The organism is Nonomuraea recticatena, assembly GCF_039533245.1.
GTDB lineage: Bacteria > Actinomycetota > Actinomycetes > Streptosporangiales > Streptosporangiaceae > Nonomuraea > Nonomuraea roseola.
Genome location: NZ_BAAATE010000010.1, coordinates 15,578 through 40,570, shown reverse-complemented (window position 1 = coordinate 40,570; position 24,993 = coordinate 15,578). Strand labels below are relative to the sequence as shown.

Below are 24,993 nucleotides of genomic sequence, written 5' to 3'. Positions count from 1 at the left end.
TTCTCCCAGGAACAAGTTCCACCTCGTCTTACCAGAAAGGGAGCCGGAAGTGACACGTGGAGCGCGGGAGCCGATGCCCGGCCGCTATCCGGTGACCTTCGGCGAAGTCGAGCTGCTGAGGGATCTTGATCGGCAGCACGGATGGATGCTGTCCAAGGATGGTGTACCGCAGTCGTACGTGGATCTGGAAGATCCGACATATCTGGATTTTGAATATGTGCGGCTGATGGCCGACGTCATCGACGTCCTGCCCGACGGCCCGCTCAACTGTGTGCACGTCGGCGGCGGGGCCTGCACGATCCCCCGCTACGTCGCCGCCACGAGGCCGGGCTCCAGGCACATCGTCGTCGAGCCCGACGCGGCGCTGGTCGAGCTCGTCCGCTCCCAGCTCGACCTGCGCTCCGTGCCCAAGCTCAAGGTGCGCCTGCAGGGAGGCCTCGAGGCCATCGCCGGCATCTGGGACGACTCCACCGACCTGCTCGTGCTCGACGCCTTCACCGGGGCCACGATGCCCGTCGAGCTGGCGACCGCCGAGTACATGGCCGACCTCGCCCGCGTCCTGCGCCCCACCGGCACGCTGCTGATCAACCTGGCCGACGGCAAGGGCCTGGCCTTCGCCAGACGGCTGGTGGCCACCGTCCGTGGCACCTTCAGGCACGTCGCGCTGCTGGCCGACCCCGGCGTCATGCGCGGCAGGAGGTTCGGCAACCTGATCGTCGCCGCCTCCCCCGCCGAACTGCCCGTCGACCTGCTCACCCGCCGCGCCGCCGGAGGCCTCACCCAGGCCCGCTGCGTGTACGGCGAGGCGCTGACGAACTTCGTGGCGGGCGCCCCTGCCATCCGCCAGGGCGACGCCGTTCTCGCTCCCGTCCCTCCCCCTGCGATCTTCGGCCTGGAATAGTTGAAAACTAAACTGGGTTGGAGGGGGCGAGTACTCCAGGGAAGGAGCCCGAGATGCCCGCCGTAACTGTAGAGAACCCGCTGACCCTGCCCCGCGTGGCCGCGCCCGCTGATGCCGTGGCTCGCACTGTGTTGGCCGTGACGACCGCGCCGAGTGGCTTTGAAGGTGAGGGCTTCCCCGTCCGTCGGGCGTTCGCCGGGATCAACTATCGCCACCTGGATCCGTTCGTCTAGATAGGTGCTAGCGTCTTGCCTGCTCCGGGACCTACTAAAGCTCCCGGACTCATCGATAACTCATCGATGGGCATCCCCAGGGAAGGACGCGACTCATCAATGCCACGACAGACGTCCGCAGGCACCCCCACCAGGCCCCGCTACCACGACCCCGCCAAGTGCGGTAAGCGCTGCAAGTGCCCCTTCGTCGCCCGCTACCGGCCCTACCCCGGAGCAAAGCCCGTCGAAGAGACGTTCCCCACGAAGACGGAGGCACAGAAGCGCCTCGATGAGGTCTGGCAGCTCAAGCAGGGCGGCGTGTTCGGAGACGTGTCGATCCCCAACATGGATCTGCTCGCCTACCTCCGCGAGGTCACCTCGCGCCGCCGACGCCTCTCCGCCGCGAGCAGGAGCCGCTATGACGGCCACCTGCGCAACCACCTCGCGGCGTACATCAAGGGCATCAAGGTAAAGGACTTTACGAGCCTGAAGCTCACCGAGATCACCGACGCCATGTACAAGACAGACGTCGACAAGCACATGATCGGTCAGATCGTGTCGATCATCCGGTACGCCTACGACCGCGCGATGACGGACGGGCTTGTCAGCCGAAACCCTGCAACCGGCGCTGAGGTGGACCACAACGTCACGCACCGCCCCAAGTACATCCCCACGGATGAGGACCTGGCGGCCATTGTCGCCGTCGCCAAGGAGCGATGCCGGGACGCGATCATCATCGCTGCCGGTACCGGCCTGCGCCTGTCCGAAATCCTCGCCCTCGATTCGAGCTGTGTGCTCGACGGCACCACTCTGCGCATCACCCGACAGTGGAACCAAAGCGAAGGCGGGCTAGTCCGCCTCAAGATGAAGGGAGAAGGCTTCTTCCGCGACGTACCCATGCCCCCTCAGGTGCGCGACATCATCAAGCGCCGGTTGAAGGAGTCCCCCAGCGGGTTCGTGTTCTGGAGCCCCAAGAACGCTGACCTTCCGATCACCAAGGCCGTCATCGGCAACGAGCTGCGGGTCGCACGCGCAGCTATCGGCGACCTTGAAGGGAAGATTGTTCTTCACGGCTTCCGCCACTACGCCGCGTCCAAGATGCTCGCCGCGGGTGTCGACATTTGGGAGGTGGCGAAGATCCTCGGACACGAGGACATCCGGATCACCTACGCCACATACGCGCACCTTCTCAGGCCGAGGTTCGACCAGGCGTTCGCGGCGCTGTCCGCGAACCTACCAAATGCCGGGAATCTCCGATCCGTCGCATAATCCCAGAAACGCCGAAGGCCCCCGCCGTAGCGGGGGCCTTTTCATCGTGTTACGGGGTTGCTTTTCATCCACTGATCGATCTCACTGCGCTTCGCGCGGAGATAGCGTCCCGCCCGAACAAGCGGGAAGGCGTACCTAGCTGAGTGACGCCTGATCCACTGTTCCTCCAAACCGGTGTACTCGTGGATCTCCTTCACGGTCAGCCATCGATCGGTTTCGGGCGCGGAGTTCAGCATTCTCGGCCTCCAAGTCGTTCACACGGTCACAGAGACGGGCAAGCAGGTAGACCCAGCAGTCGGGATCTTTGGGGAGTGTCATGGGCCTTTCGGGCTTTCGTTGATGGGGACGATCCCGCAGAACGCGGGCGCGTACCGGTTGGTGATGGCGCATCGCCAGTACGCCCCGTACGTGACGCCAGTACGGGAGTTGCAGCCGTCGTTCATACGGATCATCGGGCCGTGAAGGCAGCACGGCATTCCAGCCGCATCCGTCTCGACCAGAACTCGACGGGTAGTGAACGTCGTCACCACAGCGCGGCCTCGCCGTACACGTCGGCGTGTCGGGTGCGGTCTACGGGCTGAACGATCGTCTGGCTGAACTCGCCGATCCTGATGAACACAGGTTCGTCCCCGTGAACCCAGAAGTCCGCGCAGACGTCCGGAGCCTCTTTCTTGGTCTGCGCGACCTTGCGCAGGTACTTCGGGTTGACCATGAACTTGTGCGAGTCGACCTCTGTCATGCGGTCGGCCAGCAGCTCGACGAAGATCCGGTACGTGATGTCGTCCCACGACTCTTCGCCCTGGCCCTCCTCATAGAGGTCGGCAAGCACCAGGTCGCCAGTCTCCCCCTTGACGGTCAGGCTCTCGCCGGGAGCGAAGGAGAGGGAGACGCGGCCTTTGGCTGCCTTGGTGGAGAGCGTGAGCATGTCCGTCAGGCCATCGCGGGTGACCTTGACCCAGGTGTACGCCTCGCGCGGCGTGACGTCGCCGGGGACAGTGATCATGGTGGTCGAGTAGGAGTCGGATGTGATGATCCTCACGCCATCGGGCATGAGAGACACCAGCCCCATGTCCCATGGAGCGCTCTTGGAAGCCCACAACAATGCGTTGTAGAGGCCCCGTGAGAGGTTGTCAGCGGTTGTCATTGCCTGCATGCCGATGACCATAGAGGAAAAAGTGGGACCTACTAAACCTGCGGTGCTGTGATCATGGTCACAGGGGCAAGGACTTGTGACAGAACCTGTGACACAGCATACGGTGGGGAAGGGGGGTAGGGGGGTTGGGGCTTCGGGGTGAAGATGTACTAAGTACTTACAAACATTAAGTACGTACAATATTTAATACATACTTCATAGAGCCCTTCGGGCTCATATATATAGTACGTACATACTAATGATTGATACATAGAGCCCTTCGGGCTCATATATTGATGATGAATGAATCAAGTGGGCCTTCGGCCCTATAGTAATGATCATGTACGTACGTACGTTGGGCCTTCGGCCCCTCACTCATCACCCGTTGAACCAAACACTCTGACGATCTTGAACTTGATTCATCATTCGTACGCCGTGGGACCTACTAAGTCCGATGCCTAGAGCACGCTCGATCTGCTCCGGCGAACCGAACGTTCGGTGCCTTCGTGTCGCCGTCCGTCGAGGCAAGTGCTCCGAACACGCACCCGCCCCGTGGGCCGGTAGCGCCCGCAACGAGGAACGCCCAACGAACTGGAACACCATTCGGAACCTTGTCCGCAGCAGAGACAAGTACACATGCCGCTCGTGCGGCAAACAGGGTGCGTTCATCGTTGATCACATCATCCCCGTCGCCCGTGGCGGCGACTGGTCGATGGAGAACCTACAGGTTCTCTGTACCGAATGTCATGATCCGAAATCGGCGCGAGAGCGCCAAACGAAAAGAGCCTCCCCGTAGGGAGGCTCTAACCAGTTGCGAACGAAACAATGCGAGCATTGTTTTACTGGCTTCTACGTACCTATCTGAGATACGCGAAACGACAATAACACGCCCGAGGGGAGGTTCGCATGGCTGGACGAGGAGCTGCCCCCAAGGAGACGCACCAGCGCTCCAGAGACACCGCGCGGCGCATCGACTCCAAGGCGATCAAGATTCCGGACAAGCCCTTTGACGGAGACGTCCCCGACCTGCCCGATTTCGATTGGGCGCCTGCAACTCTCCGCTGGTGGGAGACGTGGACCCACAGCCCACAGGCGCACATGTTCACGGCAACTGACTGGATGTTCCTGATCGAGACGGCCTTTATCGCCAATGCGTTCTTCAGCGGCAACCTGGCCGTTGCCTCCGAGCTTCGCCTACGGGTCGCCAAGTTCGGCGCGACGCCTGAGGACAGGGCGCGCCTCCGCCTCCAGTTCACCCCACCGGACGAGGACGACGAGCCTCGCGCACTCGCCTCTGTACGGCCCCTGAATGGCCGTCAGGCCCACCTGATGAACCTGGAGGACGAGTGACCAAGACCGCAGGCGTTCTGACCGTCCATGACCTTCAGGGAGCCCCAGAGCTGTACATCGACGATCAGCGTTTCCCGTACTTCTTCGACGACGTCGACCTGACTGAAGACTTCATCGGCCGGCCTGCGCTCCGCATCACCATTCCGGCCGATCGGGTCGAGTACATCAAGACCGCTCCTGGCGTTCGCCAGAGCTACGGGAGGTTCACCAATGAGTCCTGACGAGCTGGCGAACCGGTTCGAGTACCACCCTCCGAAGGACGACGAGACGAGGGGTGCTCATGAGTACGTCCGACAGGTCGTGTATGGAGTCGCCGTCCTGCTCGACAAGAGAGTCCCGGAGAGCCGCGAGAAGTCCCTCATGATGACCCATCTTGAGGAAGCACTCATGTGGGCCAACGCCGCGATTGCCCGCAATGAGTGAATACCTCCGCGCACTGGGGTTCGGGTTCGGCGTGATGTTTATGGTCTTCCTGCTTTTCGGTGTCCCGGCGTTTCTGTTCCCGCCCCTGTTCCACATTTGGAGCAGATGGGATACCTACTGGAAGCGGAAGGGGAACGGGGCAATGGATAAGCGACTACCGAAGTACGACTAAACAGGGGAACCCTACTCGGGCTGATCACTCGGGCAGGCTTCTTAAACCTCACACCCTGTGAACACTTAGCGGAGTGGTGTAAGGGCAACATCCTGGACTCATTCTCCAGTGCTCCCGGTTCGAATCCGGGTTCCGCCATGTTGACCGTAGCTCAACGGTAGAGCGCCGGGTTGTGAAGCCGGTAACGCGAGGGTTCGAATCCCTTCGGTCAACCTTCGCCTTCGTAGCTCAATTAGTAGAGCAGCCGCCTTGTAAGCGGCTGGCTGTCGGTTCGAGTCCGACCGAAGGCTCTCCGTGGAATTAGTGAAGTGGCATCACGGCTGCTTTGGGAGCAGGCGACGGGGGTTCGATTCCCTCATTCCGCACTTATGAGATGCCGGAGTGGTTTAACGGAGCCCGGTCAAACGGGCGGCCCCAAGGGGTCCGTGGGTTCGAATCCCACTCTCATAACAGCGGAACGCTGGTAAATCCGGGCACAATTTCCGGTCCCTCGTCCTTGGGCGGCACATAGGGCAGCGTTCAAGCCTTTCTAGCCCAACGGTAGAGGCACGCGCCTTAGGAGCGCGTCAGTCAGAGTTCGAATCTCTGGAAAGGCACCCAGCCGGTCTAGCTCAATGGGAGAGCACCTGTCTTACAAACAGGACGTTCGAGGTTCGATCCCTCGGATCGGTACGCAAGATTCCACGACGATGGGGATTTCACTTGACCGAGCGTAGTTTTCCGTTTGATGGCGGCCTCAGCACTCTCACCGACGAGGATTGGAGCCAGCTAGCTCGCACCTGGCAGGATGACGGCGTAATTGTTGATAATCACGGCTCCAACGCCCTGACTGTCACTAACGGCTTCGCACCTGACGAAGTTCTGCTTGTGGCCGGCCGCGCGAACGTCCGCGGATTCCACTATGTACTAGACACCGATATGGGTCTGCCAATCAGCCTGAACACCAGCACAACACAGGCTCGCTATGACCTCGTTGTTCTACGGCACGACCTCAACCTGAACAAGGTGTATGCGGTCGTGAAGCAGGGCACGCCTGGCAGCCCCGAGCCGACCGCCACGAAGAACGACACGATTTACGAGATTCCGCTCACCCGTCTAACCCTTCCGCCGAACCAGGGCGCGGTTTCGACCTTCGCCGACAGGCGGACGTTCACCGGTAGGCGCATTCAGATCACCGACAACGGTTGGTACCTGGCTCCGGGCAACATCTACTACCAGCCTGTTTCGGGCAAGTTCTACATGAACGACAGCGTCGGCAACGGTCAGCCGATCGCCCGCCTTTCTGATACGCGCGTGCATTTCTGCACGTCGACTACGCGCCCCACTGACCTCGCCGATGGTCAGCTCATTTATGAGACCGACACCACCAACATGCTGGTATTTCGTTTTGGTGCCTTCCAGCCCATCAACGGCAAGCCGCCTATGGCGGTTCTGAGGCACTCCATCGAGCAGGGGGCCTCGGCGAACGTTAGCGCCATCCTGGCGTGGGACCTTGAAGACGTTGACAACGTGGGTGGCCACACGACCATTGGCAGCGCCAACAGCAAGTACACGGTCCAGCGGGCCGGTTGGTACCGGGTGTCTATCAACGCGTCCTGCTCGCCCGTCTCGGGCGGTTACCGTCAGCTCGCCGTTCGTAAGAACAGCAACATGAACGGAAACATTATCGCGCAGGCGTTCCCGACAAGTTCGACCGTTGTGCCGCTTAGCGCGTCGGGTCTGATGAAGTGCAACGTTGGCGATTACCTCGACGTCGAGTTCTTCCACACGGGCTCCGGCGTGTGCAACGTCTACGGTGGCGCTACGTCTCGGTTTGAAATCGAGTGGATTTCCGCTTAATCGGGACCTACTAAAGGGCGGGTATTCACCCGCCCTTCACTGCCCCGTTCGTCCAGTGGCTAGGACACCGGACTTTCAATCCGACAAGGCCGGTTCGATCCCGGCACGGGGTACGGAGGGACTAAGGCCGGTCTCGCAAACCGGCTGAACGGCCCTCAGGGATGGGGTGTGCCAGCACTCCGGCCCCTAGTAAGTCGGGTTGCTCCCGACTGAAATGGGCGGGCGGTAACGGTTGAAATCCGTTCATCCCGCAAAGGGAGATTAGCTCAGTCTGGGAGAGCACCGGGTATAGGCCCGGAGGTCTGGGGTTCGAATCCTCAATCGCCCGCTGTGCCCCCCGTAGCAGGGGATACCGAAAGACAGGTCTTTGGTTAGCGATCGTAGACCGTAGAAACCGGCTAGTAGGGAAACACAGTCGATTCGTCGGCTGGGGGCACGCCACGGAATCTAGCTCAATTGGCAGAGCAATGGCGTGAAGTGCCATGGGTTCTAGGTTCGATTCCTAGGGTTCCGACCATGCTCGCGTAACTCAGTGGTGAGAGTGCCGCCCTGTCACGGCGGAAGGCGTCGGTTCAAATCCGATCGTGAGCGCGAGAGCTAAGGTCCGGGTTCAAATCCCGGTGACCCGGCTTCATCGGGTCATGGTGTAACGGAAGCACATAGCTCGTACTTATCTGGCGGCCGGAACGTCCGGTCACAGGGCTCCGCCAGAGGCAGAACGCAAAGCGGTTCCGTTCTCGCGACGGATTGAATGCGTCCCATCGTGGTCGGGCGCAGCCCCAGCAATGGCACATAGCTTAATCGGCAAAGCGGCTCTCTGTTAAAGAGTTGACTCCTGGTTCGAATCCAGGTGTGCCAGCCCTTTCCCGTTCGTCCAATCGGCAGGACACCGGACTTTGGTTCCGGGTATGGGAGTTCGAATCTCTCGCGGGGAGCTTTCTAGCACTACTACATCGGGGGATGTACTTGTTTAAGCGTTTCGCGGCCGGCGCCGCTGCCGTCCTTGTTTCCGTTCTGGCTTTTACCGCTCCTGTTGAAGCTTCGGCCGAACCGTACTGTGAAGTTGTTGCCAACGCGCCAACGCTTAGCGGTGGCCTGGTAACCGGCAAGGGAAGCGTCTACTGCTACAACCTCAATTCGAGCATCATCGAATGGACGGTAACCCTAAAGAACAATGCTGCGACGCCGATCGTTTCGGACTCGGCATCCGCCGAGTATGTTTCCGGTGGCCGCGCATGGTATCCGAAGGTCAGCCAGTATGACGAGGCTGGCGGCCAGCAGTGGTGTACGGAACTCTTCGTCACCATTAATTACCGTCTGCACGAGGGTGACAACAAGGTCGTATGTGAGACTGCGTCCTGGTAGTTAGCGCGTCTCAAATCACTTCGAGGTACGTCATCACCTGTTCTGCTGTGAGGCCGGAGGTTTCTATGTTCTTCTTCGACACATGTCCGATACCACCACCGAAGAGATACAAGGTAGAAGCATCCCACTCAACAGACCATCGCCAGGTGTCGCGCACCATACTCGTCTGAGAGACGATACCAGTAGACCCCTCCGCCACATAGACGTCAGTTTGCAATTGCTCTGCGTACAGTCTACAAGTTCGGGTCCTGGCGCGTACGCGAGCCCCATATTTAAAGGCTTTCAGTCGTGCGTCATTTACGGGAGCTGGATTATTTGGTTTGACAGCAACCGCGGCGGCTCCTTTGCCCAACTTCGCGGGAACTATAGCGGGCTGGTTGATCAAGTGTTGGTAGAGCTTAATTCTATCCTTGGTATCACCGGCATTGAATATGGTGAACCTCTTGAGAACGGTCGGGCAGTTACGCATATCGTCTTTGCTCAGCACAACGGGGATCACTTTAACTTGACCGGCAACAACGTGCTCATACAGCCAGTCGACGATGATCAGACCTTCCCAGGCTACTCCGCGGCCAATGTTAAGAGGCTGGTGGCGGTCGAAGCATTCCTTGTACTTCGCTTCACACACTGCAAGCACGTAGTCGGCCTTGCCCATTTCATCAATGCACCAGGCCGGCCAACCTTGCGATGGAGATGTCACGTACTGGTCTAGCCAACTGTCGACGGGTGGACGCTTTCCCCGCAACCATTCCGACAGCTCAAGGACCTTCTTCTTGTGCGTCTCGCCTGGGGCATGGCTATAGGAAATGAACACCCGAGGCGGTTTCTTCTTAGGCATGCACTCCCCCAGATTCCGACCTGCTCTCCGTCTCAACTAATGATACGCCCACGCCATCTGATGGGAGATCCGTTGCCAAGCGATTACTAATGAAAGGGGGCCGCCTTGCCGTACCTAGAAGACGGCACTTGGAAGCCTCCCAAGTATTCGCTCGGATGGGGCCTCTGCCTCTGGATCGAAGAGTGGTGTGTTCACGGCCCTGGCGACGTCCAGGGCGAACCCGTCCACCTTCTGACGCCCGATGAGAACGGATGGCGTGATGTCGAGTTCGCGCGTTTCATTGTCGACGCTTACGAGATTGATCGGACAGGTAAGCGAGTCGTCAATCAGGCTTTCCTCAGCCGCCCGAAGGGCCGCGCAAAGTCCGAACTCGCTGGCTTCATCGGCTGCGGCGAAGCGCTAGGCCCCGTCCGCTTCGACTACTGGGACGACGACGGCAACCCGGTGGGGAAGCCCGTCAAGGTCGCTTATCTGCGGATCATGGCGACGGAGGAGAACCAGGCGGGCAACGTCTACGACGTCATCCGGCACAACTTCGAGCATGGCCCGCTCTCTGAGGTCCCTGGGATCGACGCGGGCCTGACCCGGATCATCCTGCCGGACGGCGGCGAGATCACGCCCTCGACGGCCACCGCGGCCTCTAAGGACGGCGGTAAGGAAACGTGGGTCTGTTACGACGAAACCCACCTGTGGACCACGCCCGAGCTGAAGCGCACCTACAACACCGTGCGCCGCAACCTCGTGAAGAGGAAGGCCGCCGAGCCCTGGTCGCTTGAGACGTCGACCATGTACGCGCCCGGAGAGCGCAGCGTCGCGGAGACGACTCACGAGTACTTCCGCCAGGTGTCCGAAGGGCTCATCAAGGACCAAGGCGTCTTGATGGATCACCGGGAAGGCCCGTGGGTCAACATCAACGACGACAAGGAGCTGAAAGAGGCTCTCACGTACGTCTACGGCTCCTTCGCGAAGGTGATGGACCTGGACCGCATCGTTCAGGAGATCCGCAACCCCGCCACCGACGAAGAGGACGCCCGCAGGTACTTCCTGAACCAGGTGGTTGCCGGTTCTGACCAATGGATGGACCTTTCCGCCTGGAAGGCGCGTCGCGACGACGACGACCCGATCATGCCGCGCGATCAGATCGCGATTGGTTTCGACGGTTCGATCCGCGACGACTCGACAGCTCTCGTCGGCTGCCGTCTGCGTGACGGCAAGTTGTTCCTGATCGGCATCTGGGAGAAACCCGAAGGCGCCGAACAGGCTGACGGCTGGGAAGTCGACGTTTTGGAAGTGGACGCCGTCATGGCGGACGCCTGCAAAACGTACCGGGTCGAATGGGTCTACGCCGACCCCATGTTTTGGCAAGACATCGTCGGCCGATGGGCCGCCGAATTCGGCGAGAAGAAGGTCTTCGAATTCTGGACCAACAAGGAAACCAGGATGGCGCAGGCCCTTGAACGATTCCACACCGCGACCGTTACCGGTCAGCTCCTTCACGACGGCAATGGAACCATCGGCCGGCACGTGATGAACGCGCGTAAGCGCATTGCCCGATCCGGCGTATTGATCCGCAAGGAAACGCCCCGATCGAAGAAGAAGATTGACGCCTGCGTTGCGGCCGTACTCGCTTATGAGGCGCGCGGCGACGCCATTGCTGATGGCCGCCTGAAGAAGCGGAGGGCACGAGTACACGGATTCTAGGGAGGGTCCTTTTGCAGCAACAGGGGGCACCCCCGACGACTCCGGAAGAGTGGATCTCTTACCTCGATTCCAAGCTGACGGGGCAGCGAGGTACGGCGCAAAAGTACGCCGACTACTACGACTCACAAAACAGCAACCTGCAATTCATGCAGGAGCGGTTCAAGCAGGCTTTCGGCGACATGTTCACCGGCTGGCAAGTCAACTTCTGTCCGCTGATCATCGACTCGATTTCTGAACGTCTCCAGGTGACTGGCTTCCGCATGACGGACGAGCCGGAGGCCGACAAGGACGCTTGGGATATCTGGCAGCGCAACGTCATGGACGCCGACAGCAATGCCACCCACATTGACGCCCTGGCGCTCGGACAGTCGTTCGTCACCGTCTGGGGCGACAAGGACGGCGAACCCCTCATCACGCCTGAGAGCGCTACGGACATGTACGTCCAGTACGCGCCTGGAAGCCGCCGAGAGATCCTTGCGGGCCTCAAGCGCTACCGGGATGACTGGGGCCGCGAGTACGCGACCCTGTGGACGCCTAAGGCCGTCTACGAGTCCGTTGCCACCAGGACCACAGGCAGCAATCGACTTACGTGGGCCGACGCCACCAGGAAGCGCAACCCGCTCAAGCGGGTACCGATTGTGGCTCTCTCCAACAGGACGCGGCTGCGCGACGAACCGTTCTCCGAGCTGGAGCCGATCGTGCCTTTGGCCGATGCCATCTCGAAGATCGCGGCTGACGCTCTTGTCGCCTCCGAATTCGCAGCGTTCCCCATGCGCTACGTCGCCGGTATGGAGATCGAGGAAGACGAACAGGGCAAGGTCAAGTCGCCTTTCGAAATGGCGATCGACAAGGTTCTGATGGCCGAAGACCCGCAAACGGTGTTCGGTCAGTTCCAAGCCGCTGATCTCGGCAACTATGTCCGCCTCATTGATTCATACATCGCGGCGCTCGCCGCGATCTCGCGTATCCCGTTCCACTACTTCCTGATTGGTCGTGGTGGGCAGCCACCGAGTGGTGAAGCCATCACTTCGGCAGAGGCCGGCCTCGTCGCTAAGGCGACCGAACGCATGCTGTATTTCGGCGAATCCTGGGAGTCGGTTATGCGGCTCGCTTTCGCAGTGAAGCGCGACAAGCGCGCGGAAGCGTTCAACGCCGAAACGATGTGGGCCGACCCTCAATACCGTTCGCAGTCTGCGCTCATCGACTCCGCGGTGAAGCTCGCGGCTGGCCTCGACGTGCCTCGCCCACAGCTTTGGCAGGACGTTGGCTATTCGCCCCAGCAGATTGAACGGTTCCCTGAACTTCGCAAGATCGATGACGAGCTTGCCGAAAAGAAGGCGGCTATGGCGCTCAAGGCGCTTCCGTCTCAAGGCCCTGCCGGGGGCACTAATCCGGCGCAGATGAAGAACACGAAAGACACCACTGCCAATAGCCGACAGGGCTAACGGCTCCGACATGGACACGGTGATCAATTCATGAGTGACGACAAGAACCCGACCATTCCCCCGACTGGCGAAGGCAACACCGGACCTGATCCGCAGAAGTCGACCGACACGGTTGACGTCGCCGCCCTCCTTGCCGAACGGGACAAGTGGAAGGCGATGTCGAAGAAGCACGAGAAGGACTACGAAACAGCCTCTAAGAAGCTCTCCGAGTTTGAGCAGGCTGCCATGTCGGAGTCCGAAAAGGCAATCGAGAAGGCGAAGGCCGAAGCGCGTACACAAACCCTTTCTGAGGTTGGTTCGCGCCTGGTTGAGGCCGAACTGAAGGTGCAGGCCGCAAAGGCTGGCGTCTCGCTCCCTGACGACATTGCGGAGGTTCTGAACCTCTCGAAGCTCGTCGACGAGAACGGGCACCCGAATGCGACCGCGATTGCCAAGGTCATTGGTTCTTTTGCTCCCGCCGACGACGGCGGTTTCCCTCCTGTTGGCGGCATTGGGCCGCAGCACGGCAAGGGTGGACAGCTTTCGCAGAAGGACCTTCAAAGCATGCACTGGAAGGACATTGCTCAGGCCAAGCGTGACGGCCGTCTGAACAACCTTCTAGGCATTGAGTAACTTTGGAGAGTTAGTCTTGCCTACGATTTTTAACGCCGCCGCAAGGCAGGCCCGGTTTATCCCCGAGATCTGGATCTCCCAGATCTTCGAAGCTATTGACGCAAACCTTGTTATTGGTTCCAGTCTTGTTGTGAACCGAGATTACGAAGGTGAGATCCAGCGTGCTGGCGACACCGTTCGTATCCCGACCGTTGTGGACCCTGCGACCGCGCCGTATGACCCGCTGGTGGGTTTCGCTGGTGACCCGGCCGAGCCGATTTCCAACTCGCTCACCTTTGAGATTGAGAAGGCGAACAGCTTCCGATTCAGGGTTGAAGACATCACCCGCGTGCAGTCGCAAATCGGTGGTCAGTTCATGGATCACGGCACCACGCGGGCGGGCCGCAAGCTCGCGGAGGACGCCGACAGGTACGTCGCCGACAAGATTGTCACCGCCCTTGCTTCCGGTGCCGGTAACCGTCTGATCGACATCGACCTTGCCGCGACGAATGACGCTGTCTACAAGCAGCTTATTCAGGCCAAGGTTGAACTCGACAAGACGAACACGCCGCAGTCGGGCCGGTTCATGGTTGTCTCCCCCGACCTGTACGGCATCCTGCTGAACGACAACCGGTTCATTGACGCTTCCCGGTTCGACTCGGACGCGCCGATCAAGAACGGTGTCATCGGTCGCATTCTCGGTTTCACCGTCGCTACCTGCAACGTGATGCCTGCAACGGTTCACATGATTGGTGGCCACCAGATCGCGACCACGTACGCGGATCAGATCACTGAAATCGAGTACTACCGGCCAGAGAAGTTCTTCGCCGACGCGGTGCGTGGTCTCCACGTTTATGGCGCGAAGGTCATGCGACCTGAACACCTTGTTGTCGGCAAGATCATCCCGTAAGTCGCCCTCGTATCGAAAGGGGGTGGCTTAATGCTGGCCCAAGTAAGTGACGTCCAGGTACGGCTAGGCCGCCCCCTGACGGTCGATGAAGCGTCCCGCGTCCAGGCCCTCATCGAGGACGTGTCGGCTCTCGTGATCACGTACTGCCGGAAGGACTTCACCCCGGCAGTACCAGCGGACGTGAAGGCGACGACGTGCTCTGAGGTGATCCGGCTTCTCAACTCGAATCCGGGGATCATCGCCGAGGAGATCGGCGAGATCTCGACCCGGTATTCGGCGTTCAGGTTCGGGCTCTCGTCTGATGCGAGAGCAGTCCTGAGGCCGTATCGCAGGCGTATCGCGTCGGTGCCGGCCAAGGGGGTGCCGGTTGGTCTTTAGCGACACGGTCACCGTCTACCGGGCTCCCGTAGTCGACGACGCATACGGCAGCTCCCGCGACTGGGAGCACGCCAGCGAGCTGGGGACGTTCCCCGCCATCGTCCTCCCCGCCACGTCGACGGAGGCCGACGACCCGGACAGGGAGACAACGACGCTCACAGTGTCGGTCTACCTACGTCCTACGGACGTCCAGGCCACCGACCGCCTCACGTACGAGGGCCGGTGGTTCGAGGTGGTGGGCGAGCCGATCACGTGGAAGGGACGCACGGCGAGCTACATGCGGGTACGCGCCCGCAGGCATTCGTAATGGGCGCCCTGACGAGTCTCGACCTGGACCAGATCCACGCCATCGCCGTGAACAGTCCAGCCGTACGCGACGAGATGGTTTCCGCCGCTCACTCGATCTATCGCGAGATCTACGAGACGGCCCCCAGGACGTACAAGCACGCCTACAGCTACCGCGACCACTTCCGCATCTGGACTACCCGCAACAGCGTCCAGGACGGCTATCGCGTGTACCTGATCGCCGAGCGCTTCCAGTGGCGGTTCATCGAATTCGGTTGGCGCGAATGGCGCGACGAAAAGCCCCACCAAGGCTTGTACATCATGACGAACGCACTTCTCAAACACAGGATCGGGTGATGCCTTGCGTATAAATCCGATCCCATACATGGTTGCCCGAATCAGAAACGCCCCCGGCTTGCCTGGGGGCGTTCGTGTTTCCGCAGACATGACAGCTCACACGGTCGGTCAGCGCGCTGTCGTGGTCGCCCTGGAGGGCGGCTTTAGGAAGGTCGAGGACCGTCTAGACGCGTTCCGGTTCTCCATCAACTCGTATGCCTCTTCTAAGGCAGACGCGTCGGACCTCGCGTTTCTCATACGCGAATTCGTCCTCGAAAAGCTTCGCAACACCGTCCACAACGGCATTGCCGTAAGCGACGTGGAAGAGGACTCGGCCCCTAGAGACGACAGCGATATGGAGTCCAGGGAGCAGCGGTTTATCCACCGCATCACCATCTATCTCTACGAAGTGTAGGAGGACTTTTGTCCGCTAACAACTCGGGGGCGATTCGCTTCGCGTCCAACGGCACCATTTGGGTTGCCCCTGTTGATACTGCTGCCCCAACTGACGTTGCTACCGCTCCTTCGGACACGTGGAAGGCCCTTGGTTACGTCGACACAAACGGCGTCGAGCTAACACCATCCATCGAGACACAGCCTGTAGAGGCGTGGCAGTCGGGTGTGCCCATCAAGTACCTGGTTACTTCGGCGGCTTTCCAACTGAAGTTCACGCTTCACCAGTTTGACAAGGAATCCGTCGAACTGTATTTCGGCTCGTCTTTCCGGCAGGCCACTGGCGCGGGCGGCACCCCGGTTACTGGCGTTTTCCAGCTTGACCTTTCGTCGACTCCGGCTCTGGCCGAAACGGCGATGATCGTTGAATGGAAGGACGCCACTGTCACTAACCGGCTGATTGTTCCGCGGGCGTCTGTTTCCGCGCGTGACGGCCTCAAGCTGGTCCGCAATGACAACAACAAGCTTGGTGTCACTCTGAACGCGCTCGACTCGGGTGGTCGTCTCGGCTACATCCTGACGAACGCGACTATCGAGCTTCCTACTCCCCCAACCCCCTAATTGACCTCTCCCCCATCCCAAGGAGAAACCCATGTCTGACGTTAATGCAGTGAAGGCCGACGTTGAACGCCCCGATTCGGTGAAGGTGCCTTTCCGCGACATTGAGTTCGTTGTGAAGACCGACCCGATGGAATGGGCTTTCGACACTATGGAGAACCTGGGCGACAACAAGTATGCGTCTGGTCTTGCGGGCATGCTTGGCCCGGTTCAGTACTCCCGGTTCAAGTCGATGAACCCGTCCATGAAGGAAGCCCTGGCCCTTCTGGAGGCGATTAGCTCCAACGTTGGGGCTGGCGACGCGGGAAACTAATTCTCGTTGCCCGCGTCCTTTCGCGGCACTCGGATGAGCTTGAATCCGACCTACTCATGCACTTCCCCGGTATCCGCATCGAGGGACTGTTCGACGGCACTTTGACGCTCCGTCGCATCCTCGTTCTGGTTAACCGGCTACTCGGCATGCTCGGAAAGTCAGCTCTTGCTGTCGCCCTGTTGGGCGAGGCCGCGTCGTGGAGCAACGAAGAATACATTCTCGCCGACTTGTACGACGAAATCGCCGTAGGCAACTGGATGTTCGTTACAGCGCATCGCACTGACGATCAGGCGTCGATTCCTACACCGCCGCCGTACAGGCGTCCAGGCCATTCCGCCGAACCGGCGAATGATGAATCAACTTACGATCCCCCGCCCCCCGAGCAGTTCGCGACGGCAGTGGAAATTCACGGGGTTCTCTCCTCGCTCGTTCCGGGCCAAATGCTTTAAGGGGGTGCAATGGCCGGTATCAAGGTCGGCGAAGGCTATATCGAGATCACGCCGAAGGTTACCGGCGTCAACCGGGATCTAGTTCGCGAGATTCAATCCAGGCTTAACGGGCTGGACAAGGCCAAGTTTCAGGTCGCGCCGAAGGTTTCCGGCATCACGAAGCGCTGGCAGTCGGAGATTCAGAAGGATCTCAACACTGTCATTGATGGTCTGACTGTTGCCGTTCGTGTCCGCCTCGACAAGACCAATCTGACGGCCACATTCGGCGACGTAACCGTGTCGGCGACGCAGGCCGGTACCGAGGCCGGCGACGGCCTGGCGGACGGGTTCAAGCAGGCCACGAACGACATCAAGCGGATGATGCGCGAGACGGAAGTCGCCATCAAGGCGGGTGTTCTGCCCGCTGGTGACGACAGCGTTCGCGCTCGTCTCAACACTGTCAGTTCGGCGTACAAGGACCTCGCCGACGACATCGGCCAATACACCGATTCGCAGGTTTCGATCATCCGTTCCGGCGTCAACGAGATGTCGGCCCTGAACCGGCTGGTTGCCAGCAACACCAAGACCCAAACAGAGTCGATTCGGACCGAGTTCGCGAAGATCGCGCCAGCGATCCGCACCATGTCGAACGACTCGATCCAGTCTCTTTCGAAGTTTGAGCGCGGCATCCTGTCGGTTGAGAAGACCGTCAAGCTCGGCTTCAAGGAAGCGAGCGCGAAGGGCCTGACGGACGTCGCTCAGGCGTTCAAGAGCTTCGCTGACGGCAACGGCATCGACCTTCCAGGCATGGGCCAGAAGGCCGGTCGCTCGTTCGGTGGCGCTCTCGCGGACGCGGTAGACACGACGGTCCGCTTCGGCCTGGCCCGTCTCGTCGTCGGTCTTCCTCTGGCCTTGGCGGGTCTCGGCTACGCCATGGCTCCCCTGGCGTCGGCCGTCAGCTCGCTGGCCGCAGGCTTTACCGCTCTCGGCTCTCAGGCCGTGTACGCGTTCGGTGCGCTGGCAGCGCTACCGGCCGTCATGGGCCTGATCGTCCAGGCGACCTCTGTCATGGGGTTCGCGTTCTTCGGTGTGCAGGAGGCGCTTGGCGCCCTCCAGGCCGAGCAGGACAAGAGCGGCCAGGCCGCCGCGACGATGGCAGCCGCGATCGAGGCGGCGTCACGCCGTGCGGAGCAAGCGCAGAGAGCCCTAGCGGACGCTCAGAGCGATTCTGCCCGCCGTATAGCGGACGCCCGAGAGAATCTACAGCGCATCGCTGAAACCGTCTCAGAGCGCATTTCGGGGGCGCAAGAGCGTGTAGCCGAAGTTGTCCGCTCCACGAATGAGCGGATTATCGAAGCTGACGCTCGTCTTGCCGATGTACGCGAGTCTGTAGGCGACCGCATCGCGGATGCGACCGAACGACTAGCGCGAGTCCAGGAAGACGGCAGCGAGCGAATCCGAGCCGCCCAAGAGCGTCTTTCCGAGGCGATCGAGCAGACCAACGAGCGCATTCAGTCTGCGGAGGAAAGGCTTGCGCAGGCTAAGGAAGATTCGACCCGCCGTATCGAGGACGCGCAGCGTCGTCTAGCGAAGGCGCACGAAGACGGAGCCCGTCGCGTCGTATCCGCCGAAGGCAACTACAAGCGCTCCATCGAGGACGTCAAGGAAGCCCAGGACGCCCTTAACGAGGCTCGCGCGGAAGCGCGGGAACGACTTGAGGATTTGGCGCTTGCGGTTTCTGGTGGTGCCCTCGATGAGGAGAGCGCACGAAATGCGGTGAACGAAGCCGCGGAACACCTTCGGAATCTCAACCTGAATCCTGAGGCGACGGACAAGGAAAAGGCGGAAGCCGATTTCGCTTACCGTCAGGCCGTTCAAAGGCTTCGGGAGGTTCAGGAGCGGAACGGCGACCTTCGCGAGGAGCAGGAGAAGGCGTCTAAAGAAGGCGTCGAAGGGTCACGAGAGGTGACGTCCGCGAAGGACGCCCTCCAGAGGGCCATTCAACGCCAGATCGACGCTGAGAAGGCTCTAGTCGACGCCCGCCGCGAGGCGAGCGAAGGCATCATCGACGCTGAACGCGATCTGAAGGACGCCCGAGACGATTCGGCTCGCGGCATCCTCGACGCGGAACGCGACCTGGCCCGTGCCCGTCAGGACGGCGCTAAGGCGATCCTCGACGCGGAGAAGTCCCTTCGGGATGCCCGCGAGGACGCGGCCCGCAGCGTCACCGAGGCCGAGCGGTCCCTCAACAGGACTCGCGAGGACGGCGCAAAGCAGATCGCGGACGCCGAGCTGGCCGCCGTGCGCGCCCGCCAGGACGCCGTCCGGCAGGTTGAGGCCGCCGAGAAGGCGCTCACCGACGCCCGCAAGTCCGGCACCCGCGATGTAGCGGACGCCGAGCGTGCCCTAGCCGATGCCCGCGTCAACGGGGCACGTCAGGTCGAGGATGCGCAGCGCAGCCTTCGCGAGGCGATGGAAGCGGTTGCGCAGGCCAGCGAGAAGCAGAGCGTGCAGGCGAGCAACGCCGAAGCGGCTTTGAAGAAGCTGTCTCCGGCAGCGCGAGAGTTCGTTCTGTTCCTGGACCGCGAGTTTCTTCCGAAGCTCCGGGAGATCCAGTGGTCGATTCAGGAAGCGTTCTTTCCGCCGCTGCAACAGGCGCTAGCCCAATCTGATGGCCTGCTCGACCTGTTCAAGGTGAAGCTGACCGACACGGCCACGATCTTCGGTGGTTTCGCTCTGCGGTTCTCCGACTGGTTGAACACCGACGAGTCTAAGAACAAGATCGGCCGGATTCTCGATTCCAACAATCGACTGTTTGCCCGGTTGAGTGACGCTGCTCTTGATGCGGCTGATGCCACACTCACGCTCGTTGACGGTTCTTCGCCTTTCCTGGAAAGGATGGGCGACCTCATCGGCCGGCTTGTCGGCAGGGTTAAGGATCTGATCAACGAAGCTGCCCGTAACGGGGAGCTGGAGAAGTTCTTTAACCGCGTCGGCGACACCATCGATAAGGCTGCGGAAATCGCGTGGGATCTCGGGCGCGCCCTGTACGGCATTTTCGATACCGCGTACCCGTCAGGGAAGAGACTGCTCGACCTTATCGGCGATACCGCTAAGGAGTTCGCCGACTGGGTGAACTCTGTTGAGGGAAAGCAGACTCTCAAAGAGTGGTTCAAAAAGGGCGAAGACGTCATGCGCGAACTCCTCGCGCTCGTGAAGGACATCGCTAAGGCGTTCTTCGACCTCGGTAACGATGTCGACTTTTCGAAGATCCTGAAGGCCCTGCGCGAGGACTTCCTACCTGCGGTGGTGAAGCTCGCTAAGGCGTTCTCGGGCGACAACGGCGATGGCCTGATCATCACTATTCGGGCGTTCGCCGACGTCATCGAAGCTACGGCGGTTCTCGTCGAAGCCTTCGGCAGCGTCCTCGGGCTGCTCGGCTTGAAGGCTGATGGTGCTGCCAGCCCGCTGGAGCATCTTGGCGTCCTGGTGGACATCGTGGGCGGAAGCCTGCGGTTCTTCACCGGCGACACGAAGGCTCTCGGCGAAACGTTCGGCACTGTCACCGACAAGATTTCGCGGATCGGTAAGGACGTTTTCGGTAAGACGCTCCCTGAGGCGCTTGGCATCTCTGAGAAGGAATTCGAGGAGATCAAGAACACCGGTTCTAGGGCGTTCGACATTCTGAGTGAGAACGTTGTTCACGCGTTCGGCGAAATCGTTAGGACACTCCGCGGTGAGTCCAGTGACATCACTCGGTGGGTGAATGACCGTTGGCGGGATTTGGAGAGCGGCGCATCCCGTACCTGGAATGACATTTCGTCGTCCGCTAGCCGGACTTGGGATGGAATTTCTCGCACCATCTCCGACTACGCTTCGCGCGTCTGGAGTAACGCGGTCAGCAACTTCACGCGCATGAAGGACGACATTGCCCGCACCCTGCAAGATGCCCTCAATTGGGTGTACCAGTGGGGTCCGTGGATTTTGGCCGCGATCACTGGAATCGGTCCAGGGCTGTGGCGTGCCGGTTTCGACATCATTCAAGGGCTGTGGAACGGCGTAGCCGCCAAGTGGAACGAATTCATCAACTGGTGGAACGCCAACATCAACAACATTTCTGAGATCGCCCGCCGCGTTCTTGGGATCAACTCGCCCTCAAGGGTGATGGCCGCGATCGGTCGCGGTGTTGGTGAGGGCCTTGTGCTTGGCCTCCAATCCACCGAAGGGATGGTCGCTTCGGCGACGAAGTCCATGGCGGATTCGGTTACTGGTTCGTGGGGGAAGGTGGTTCTTCCGATCGAATCCAAGCTTCCGAATTTGGACATGCCGCAGGGCGGCACCTACGCGGGACAGCGCGTGTATCGGCCGCTAGCGGCCCCGAATGGTCGCGGTGACAAGAACTACAACATCACCCTTAACGCGGCCCCAACTATCCCCACAGAGCGTCAGATCACGAACGTACTGAAGTACGCCGACGCTTTGTACCCCGACGAATAAGGAGGTTTGCCCATGCCGTACGGTTGGCCCTCCACTCGTATTGAGTGGGCAAACCTGACTACCGTCGCAGGCAACCCCGAGCCCATCCCAGAAGCGTCAGTGATGCTGACCGGCGGCCCGGACGTTGTCACCTTGAAGGGCATTCAAGGGTTTGACGCTCCACCCGCTCAAATCTATTACGACGAACTATCGAACACGGACGGCGGATACTTCCGCGAAGCGCGCAACATGACGCGCGAAGTGTTCATCCCTGTCCAGATCTTCGGCGAGGACAGGAACGCGTTCCTGACGAACAAGCGGAACCTTCTACGGATGCTGAATCCGGCGCGTGGCCTAGGCCGTCTCACTGTGACGGAAGGCGACTCGTCGGCCCGCTACCTGGATTGCATCTACTCGGGCGGGGCCGAAGGCTCCTACGGGAAAGAGGACTCTGGGTTTCTGTGGCAGAAGTACGGGCTGACCTTCAGGGCCATTGACCCGTACTGGTATGCCGGGTCCGTCGTCGAATACAACTTCTCTTCGGCGTCCGAGCAGATGAAGCCGTTCTTCGGCACGCCGTTCTTCGGACTGGCGATCAACCGGACGCACTCGATCAACCAGGGCGTAACCCTGGAGATCACCGGCGACGTCGACACGTGGCCCACGTGGCTGATCACCGGCCCGTGCAACGGCATCACGTTCGAGGTGCAGGCCGGAGCCACGATCCGCAAGTTCGGCCTGTCTGATCTACAGCTGAACGCTGGACAACAGGTGTTCATCGACACGCGGCCAGGCCGCAGGCGGATCACGCTCGTCGACCCGGACGGCGGCGGCCCGACCCAGGGCGACAACATTTGGGAGTCTCTCGACGTCGGCGACGCCTTCTGGGCTGTCGTCGCCGGTACCCAAAACCTCGTCACCATCTCCATGAACGAATCAGGTTCCACGTCGTCTGTGAACCTCAAGTACCGACCGAGGTTCTACAGTGCCTAAGTTCATCATCGAGGCCCGTGGGCCCGCCTATCAGCGCATTGGCCTGGTCGAGCAGTACACCGACTTCACCGCGATCATCCGGTATTGCGATGTCGGCACGTGGACGCTGGAAGTGCCAGCGAACGCGAAGGAGGCCGCTCTACTTCAGCCGGGTCACGGCATCATCGTCCGGCTGAACGGGCAAACCGAGCCGCTGTTCTCTGGCCCGATCACCAGCCAGACGCGCAAGTGGTCTGCCGACGATCCAGGCCCCGGCTCCATCACCTATTCGGGTGTCACGGACGAGTGGCTGCTGTGGCAGCGCATCACGTACCCGGTACCGGCGAACGATGTCCTCAACCAGACCGCTGACCGCTACGTCGCTACCGGCATCGCGGGCTCCGTCCTGGTGGACCTGGTCGCAAAGAACGCAGCCGCGGGCGCCCGCCCTGAACGCCGGTATGACGCTCTCGACACGCTTGCCTCAGCGAGTGGAAGCACCATATCGACCAACACACGTTTCGACGTTTTGGGCCAGAAGTGCCAGGAGATCGCCCTAGCTTCCGGGCTCGGGTTCAGGGTCCGTCAGGGCATCAATGACCGCCTGCGGTTCGAGGTGTTCGTCCCTCAGGACCGGTCTGTTGAGGCCGTGTTCGGCCAGCAGTACAGCAACATCAACAGCTATGAGTGGAAGCTGACCGCGCCGCAGGCGGACACGATCATCATGGCGTGTCAGGGCGAAGGCAAGTACCGGTATGTCGTTCAACGCGACTACAAGGCGGATGTCGTTGAACTCCTCAACTCAGACGCCGGCCGAATCGTGTACGCGGGTACGTGGACCAATCAGGTATCCACGATCGGCGACTACGGCAACGAGTATCAGCGGACTGTCGTAGCTGGTTCTACGGCCACACTCAACTTCACCGGCACGGGCGTTCGCTGGTTCACACGTCAGGCGCAAGCGTCGAGCGCGCAGGGCGGCGGTACCGTCCAGGTGCTCATCGACGGGCAGTCTCAGGGGACGGTCTCCCCCACGCGTGGCGACTCCACCGTGGTTCCCCGCTATCTCGGGTACGAGCGCGGCAACCTGCCGTACGGGCAGCACACGATCACTCTCGTTCACCAGTCGGGCACCAGCGCAGTCGACTACTTCGAGATCTTGGATCAGCGACTCTCGAACACGAATTGGCGGATGAACGGCGAACGGTTCATTGACCGTCGTGACATCCCGGTCGCGTACAACCTCAACCGCGAGCCGATCAACCCCGACACCAGCGCCCCGGCCGTGCCGGGCGAGTACATGCTTCAGCTCGACCAGGCCGAACGCGAGGCGTGGGAAGACCTGGCCCCGAAGGGTGCCCTGTCCATGTCCCCGATCGACTCCGATCAGCTCCAGTTCGGACGCGACTACGGGCTCGGCGACCGCGTCACCGTCGACATCGACGGCAATCCGATCTCGGACATTCTCCGAGAGGTACGTCTGTCGGACAGCTCCTCTGAGGGTCCGAGGGTTGCGCCGCTACTCGGCTCGTCTGGAGCCACTGAAACCCCCACCTTGTATCGGCAGGTTCGCCGTATCTGGGATTCGATCAAGAAGCTGGAGGCGCGTTCCTGATGGCTGGAGAGTCTTTCCCGTTCGACGGCGGCCCCGGCTCTGCGATCACTGAAACGCAGTGGTCGCAGCTCGTCAGAGACTCCACCGGTAACGGCGTTCACGCCGCAGGCCCGTGGACTTCGGACCTTCGAGTCTCGACCCTTGTCGAGAACAACACGGTGTGGCTGTCGCCCGGCAGGGCAACCCTGAACGGCTTCCACTACAACCTAGGCGCACAGTCGTCGATCTTCGTTGAGGGCAACACGGCCCTCCAGGACCGCATTGACGCCCTGGTGCTCCGGCTCGACCTGTCGGCCAACGAGATACAGCCGGTCGTACGCACGGGCCAGCCCGCGTCTTCGCCTGTCCCTCCTGCGGTCGACTCCTCCACGGAACTGCTCCTGGCCACGTGGCGCGTACGCGGCTCCACATCGCGCGTAGAGACAGGCGACCTGTTCGACGGTAGATCGTTCATCGGTCGTCGACTCCTCGTCTCTGAGGCCCTATCAGCCGTCCAGGGCGACATCACGTACCGGCCTAGCGATCAGACGTGGCACGGCACGGCGGCCAGCTCCACGAAGCAGCTCGCCGACACGGCGCTGATCGCGTCGGCGGTGAGCGCCCACACGAGCGCCACCGACCCGCACACGCAGTACCTCACCGAGGCGCGAGGCAACAACCGGTACGCGCCCGTCTCGCACACGCATCCCGCACAAGTCTCGTACGCGCAACTGACGGCCTCTACGGGATTCACTGCCAATGGCGCGTACGTCATTAAGACGAACATGGGGATGTGCACACTCACGGGAATGATGAACGTGACGGCCACTCTGACGAACGGCAAGAACATGTCGGTTATCCCGGCCAGCGTCCGCCCGCCGTATCAGGTCCCGCTGTCTTTCATGATTAACACAGCTCCCGAAGTGGTTATTCGGGCATGGCTGTACACCGATGGCCGTATCAACCTTGACGGCTACTCCAGTTCGACATCGATTTCGACTGGTGTCATTCACCTTATGGGCACGTGGCCCACTCTCGCCTAAGGAGGGCTC

General features: G+C 60.8%; 26 protein-coding genes and 12 tRNA genes. 36 read left to right on the top strand and 2 right to left on the bottom strand.

From position 1 onward, the window contains the following. The first annotated feature begins 49 nt into the window (after positions 1 to 49). The 3 genes from ABFX50_RS20745 (at position 50) to ABFX50_RS20735 (ending at position 2,382) form a co-directional block, all read left to right on the top strand. Complete coding sequence (locus ABFX50_RS20745; protein ID WP_346148685.1) at positions 50 to 901, top strand: spermidine synthase; 852 nt, start codon at positions 50 to 52, stop codon at positions 899 to 901. A 53-nt stretch (positions 902 to 954) separates the two neighbouring features. Further along, a complete protein-coding gene (locus ABFX50_RS20740) occupies positions 955 to 1,134 on the top strand; it encodes a hypothetical protein (protein ID WP_346148683.1) in 180 nt (59 codons plus the stop codon). A gap of 99 nt (positions 1,135 to 1,233) precedes the next feature. Then, positions 1,234 to 2,382: a tyrosine-type recombinase/integrase gene (locus tag ABFX50_RS20735; RefSeq protein WP_346148681.1), complete on the top strand. Its 1,149-nt coding sequence runs from the start codon at positions 1,234 to 1,236 to the stop codon at positions 2,380 to 2,382. Between the two features lie 523 nt (positions 2,383 to 2,905). Here the strand turns inward: ABFX50_RS20735 and ABFX50_RS20730 are convergent. After that, complete coding sequence (locus ABFX50_RS20730) at positions 2,906 to 3,547, bottom strand: hypothetical protein (RefSeq protein ID WP_346148679.1); 642 nt, start codon at positions 3,545 to 3,547, stop codon at positions 2,906 to 2,908. 421 nt (positions 3,548 to 3,968) lie between these two features. Here ABFX50_RS20730 and ABFX50_RS51335 point away from each other — a divergent pair, with 421 nt between their 5' ends. The 18 genes from ABFX50_RS51335 (at position 3,969) to ABFX50_RS20645 (ending at position 8,663) form a co-directional block, all read left to right on the top strand. Beyond that, positions 3,969 to 4,310, top strand: coding sequence for an HNH endonuclease (locus tag ABFX50_RS51335; RefSeq protein WP_379505466.1), 342 nt, complete (start codon positions 3,969 to 3,971; stop codon positions 4,308 to 4,310). A gap of 110 nt (positions 4,311 to 4,420) precedes the next feature. Next, entirely contained in the window at positions 4,421 to 4,864 is a 444-nt protein-coding gene (locus tag ABFX50_RS20725) for a phage terminase small subunit (RefSeq protein ID WP_346148677.1), read from the top strand. Then, the gene (locus ABFX50_RS20720; protein WP_346148675.1) at positions 4,861 to 5,085 is read left to right on the top strand and encodes a hypothetical protein; all 225 of its coding nucleotides are present in this window, start codon (positions 4,861 to 4,863) and stop codon (positions 5,083 to 5,085) included. Before ABFX50_RS20725 ends, ABFX50_RS20720 begins: the two co-directional genes overlap by 4 nt. Further along, positions 5,075 to 5,287: an Acb2/Tad1 domain-containing protein gene (locus ABFX50_RS20715; RefSeq protein WP_346148673.1), complete on the top strand. Its 213-nt coding sequence runs from the start codon at positions 5,075 to 5,077 to the stop codon at positions 5,285 to 5,287. Before ABFX50_RS20720 ends, ABFX50_RS20715 begins: the two co-directional genes overlap by 11 nt. Positions 5,288 to 5,526: 239 nt before the next feature. Then, positions 5,527 to 5,597 (top strand) — tRNA-Met (locus ABFX50_RS20710). Positions 5,598 to 5,599: 2 nt separating this feature from the next. Continuing rightward, positions 5,600 to 5,672: transfer RNA gene (locus tag ABFX50_RS20705), tRNA-His, on the top strand. Between the two features lie 4 nt (positions 5,673 to 5,676). Further along, positions 5,677 to 5,749 (top strand) — tRNA-Thr (locus ABFX50_RS20700). Positions 5,750 to 5,753: 4 nt separating this feature from the next. Further along, positions 5,754 to 5,824, top strand: a tRNA-Pro gene (locus ABFX50_RS20695). Between the two features lie 158 nt (positions 5,825 to 5,982). Continuing rightward, positions 5,983 to 6,055: transfer RNA gene (locus tag ABFX50_RS20690), tRNA-Leu, on the top strand. Positions 6,056 to 6,059: 4 nt separating this feature from the next. Further along, positions 6,060 to 6,131, top strand: a tRNA-Val gene (locus tag ABFX50_RS20685). Positions 6,132 to 6,161: 30 nt separating this feature from the next. After that, complete coding sequence (locus ABFX50_RS20680) at positions 6,162 to 7,298, top strand: hypothetical protein (RefSeq protein WP_346148671.1); 1,137 nt, start codon at positions 6,162 to 6,164, stop codon at positions 7,296 to 7,298. A gap of 41 nt (positions 7,299 to 7,339) precedes the next feature. After that, positions 7,340 to 7,411, top strand: a tRNA-Glu gene (locus ABFX50_RS20675). A 142-nt stretch (positions 7,412 to 7,553) separates the two neighbouring features. Beyond that, positions 7,554 to 7,626 (top strand) — tRNA-OTHER (locus tag ABFX50_RS20670). A 113-nt stretch (positions 7,627 to 7,739) separates the two neighbouring features. Next, a tRNA-Phe gene (locus tag ABFX50_RS20665) sits at positions 7,740 to 7,815 on the top strand. A 1-nt stretch (position 7,816) separates the two neighbouring features. Then, positions 7,817 to 7,889 (top strand) — tRNA-Asp (locus ABFX50_RS20660). 195 nt (positions 7,890 to 8,084) lie between these two features. Continuing rightward, a tRNA-Asn gene (locus tag ABFX50_RS20655) sits at positions 8,085 to 8,157 on the top strand. A gap of 4 nt (positions 8,158 to 8,161) precedes the next feature. Next, positions 8,162 to 8,233 (top strand) — tRNA-Gln (locus tag ABFX50_RS20650). Between the two features lie 25 nt (positions 8,234 to 8,258). After that, entirely contained in the window at positions 8,259 to 8,663 is a 405-nt protein-coding gene (locus ABFX50_RS20645) for a hypothetical protein (protein WP_346148669.1), read from the top strand. A gap of 10 nt (positions 8,664 to 8,673) precedes the next feature. On the opposite strand, the gene ABFX50_RS20640 is transcribed toward ABFX50_RS20645, so the two are convergent. Then, the gene (locus ABFX50_RS20640; RefSeq protein WP_346148667.1) at positions 8,674 to 9,501 is read right to left on the bottom strand and encodes a TIR domain-containing protein; all 828 of its coding nucleotides are present in this window, start codon (positions 9,499 to 9,501) and stop codon (positions 8,674 to 8,676) included. A 105-nt stretch (positions 9,502 to 9,606) separates the two neighbouring features. Between ABFX50_RS20640 and ABFX50_RS20635 the strand changes: the two genes are divergently transcribed. Genes ABFX50_RS20635 through ABFX50_RS20565 form a run of 15 tightly spaced genes read left to right on the top strand, consistent with a single transcriptional unit; the run spans position 9,607 to position 24,984 of the window. Further along, a complete protein-coding gene (locus ABFX50_RS20635; protein ID WP_346148665.1) occupies positions 9,607 to 11,202 on the top strand; it encodes a hypothetical protein in 1,596 nt (531 codons plus the stop codon). Between the two features lie 11 nt (positions 11,203 to 11,213). Beyond that, positions 11,214 to 12,647, top strand: coding sequence for a phage portal protein (locus ABFX50_RS20630; protein ID WP_346148663.1), 1,434 nt, complete (start codon positions 11,214 to 11,216; stop codon positions 12,645 to 12,647). 30 nt (positions 12,648 to 12,677) lie between these two features. Then, positions 12,678 to 13,259, top strand: coding sequence for a hypothetical protein (locus ABFX50_RS20625; RefSeq protein WP_346148661.1), 582 nt, complete (start codon positions 12,678 to 12,680; stop codon positions 13,257 to 13,259). Between the two features lie 16 nt (positions 13,260 to 13,275). Continuing rightward, positions 13,276 to 14,148, top strand: coding sequence for a phage major capsid protein (locus ABFX50_RS20620; RefSeq protein ID WP_346148659.1), 873 nt, complete (start codon positions 13,276 to 13,278; stop codon positions 14,146 to 14,148). 30 nt (positions 14,149 to 14,178) lie between these two features. Then, positions 14,179 to 14,526 (top strand): head-tail connector protein, encoded by a 348-nt coding sequence (locus ABFX50_RS20615; protein WP_346148657.1) that lies wholly within the window; start codon positions 14,179 to 14,181, stop codon positions 14,524 to 14,526. Continuing rightward, positions 14,516 to 14,833 carry a phage head completion protein gene (locus ABFX50_RS20610; RefSeq protein ID WP_346148655.1) on the top strand — a complete coding sequence of 106 codons (318 nt, stop codon included), beginning with the start codon at positions 14,516 to 14,518 and terminating at the stop codon, positions 14,831 to 14,833. The genes ABFX50_RS20615 and ABFX50_RS20610 overlap by 11 nt, the downstream gene beginning before the upstream one ends. After that, entirely contained in the window at positions 14,833 to 15,168 is a 336-nt protein-coding gene (locus tag ABFX50_RS20605) for a hypothetical protein (protein WP_346148653.1), read from the top strand. Before ABFX50_RS20610 ends, ABFX50_RS20605 begins: the two co-directional genes overlap by 1 nt. 28 nt (positions 15,169 to 15,196) lie before the next feature. Further along, a complete protein-coding gene (locus tag ABFX50_RS20600; RefSeq protein WP_346148651.1) occupies positions 15,197 to 15,562 on the top strand; it encodes a hypothetical protein in 366 nt (121 codons plus the stop codon). A gap of 8 nt (positions 15,563 to 15,570) precedes the next feature. Next, complete coding sequence (locus ABFX50_RS20595; protein ID WP_346148649.1) at positions 15,571 to 16,161, top strand: phage tail tube protein; 591 nt, start codon at positions 15,571 to 15,573, stop codon at positions 16,159 to 16,161. A 31-nt stretch (positions 16,162 to 16,192) separates the two neighbouring features. Beyond that, on the top strand, positions 16,193 to 16,471 hold the full coding sequence (locus ABFX50_RS20590; RefSeq protein ID WP_346148647.1) for a hypothetical protein: 279 nt from the start codon (positions 16,193 to 16,195) through the stop codon (positions 16,469 to 16,471). A gap of 56 nt (positions 16,472 to 16,527) precedes the next feature. Then, positions 16,528 to 16,920, top strand: a complete 393-nt coding sequence (locus ABFX50_RS20585; RefSeq protein WP_346148646.1) for a hypothetical protein — start codon at positions 16,528 to 16,530, stop codon at positions 16,918 to 16,920. 9 nt (positions 16,921 to 16,929) lie between these two features. Continuing rightward, positions 16,930 to 21,396 carry a hypothetical protein gene (locus tag ABFX50_RS20580; protein WP_346148644.1) on the top strand — a complete coding sequence of 1,489 codons (4,467 nt, stop codon included), beginning with the start codon at positions 16,930 to 16,932 and terminating at the stop codon, positions 21,394 to 21,396. A 12-nt stretch (positions 21,397 to 21,408) separates the two neighbouring features. Next, positions 21,409 to 22,368, top strand: a complete 960-nt coding sequence (locus tag ABFX50_RS20575) for a phage tail family protein (RefSeq protein WP_346148642.1) — start codon at positions 21,409 to 21,411, stop codon at positions 22,366 to 22,368. Then, a complete protein-coding gene (locus ABFX50_RS20570) occupies positions 22,361 to 23,962 on the top strand; it encodes a Gp37-like protein (RefSeq protein WP_346148640.1) in 1,602 nt (533 codons plus the stop codon). Before ABFX50_RS20575 ends, ABFX50_RS20570 begins: the two co-directional genes overlap by 8 nt. Continuing rightward, entirely contained in the window at positions 23,962 to 24,984 is a 1,023-nt protein-coding gene (locus ABFX50_RS20565) for a hypothetical protein (RefSeq protein ID WP_346148638.1), read from the top strand. Before ABFX50_RS20570 ends, ABFX50_RS20565 begins: the two co-directional genes overlap by 1 nt. Positions 24,985 to 24,993 lie beyond the last annotated feature (9 nt).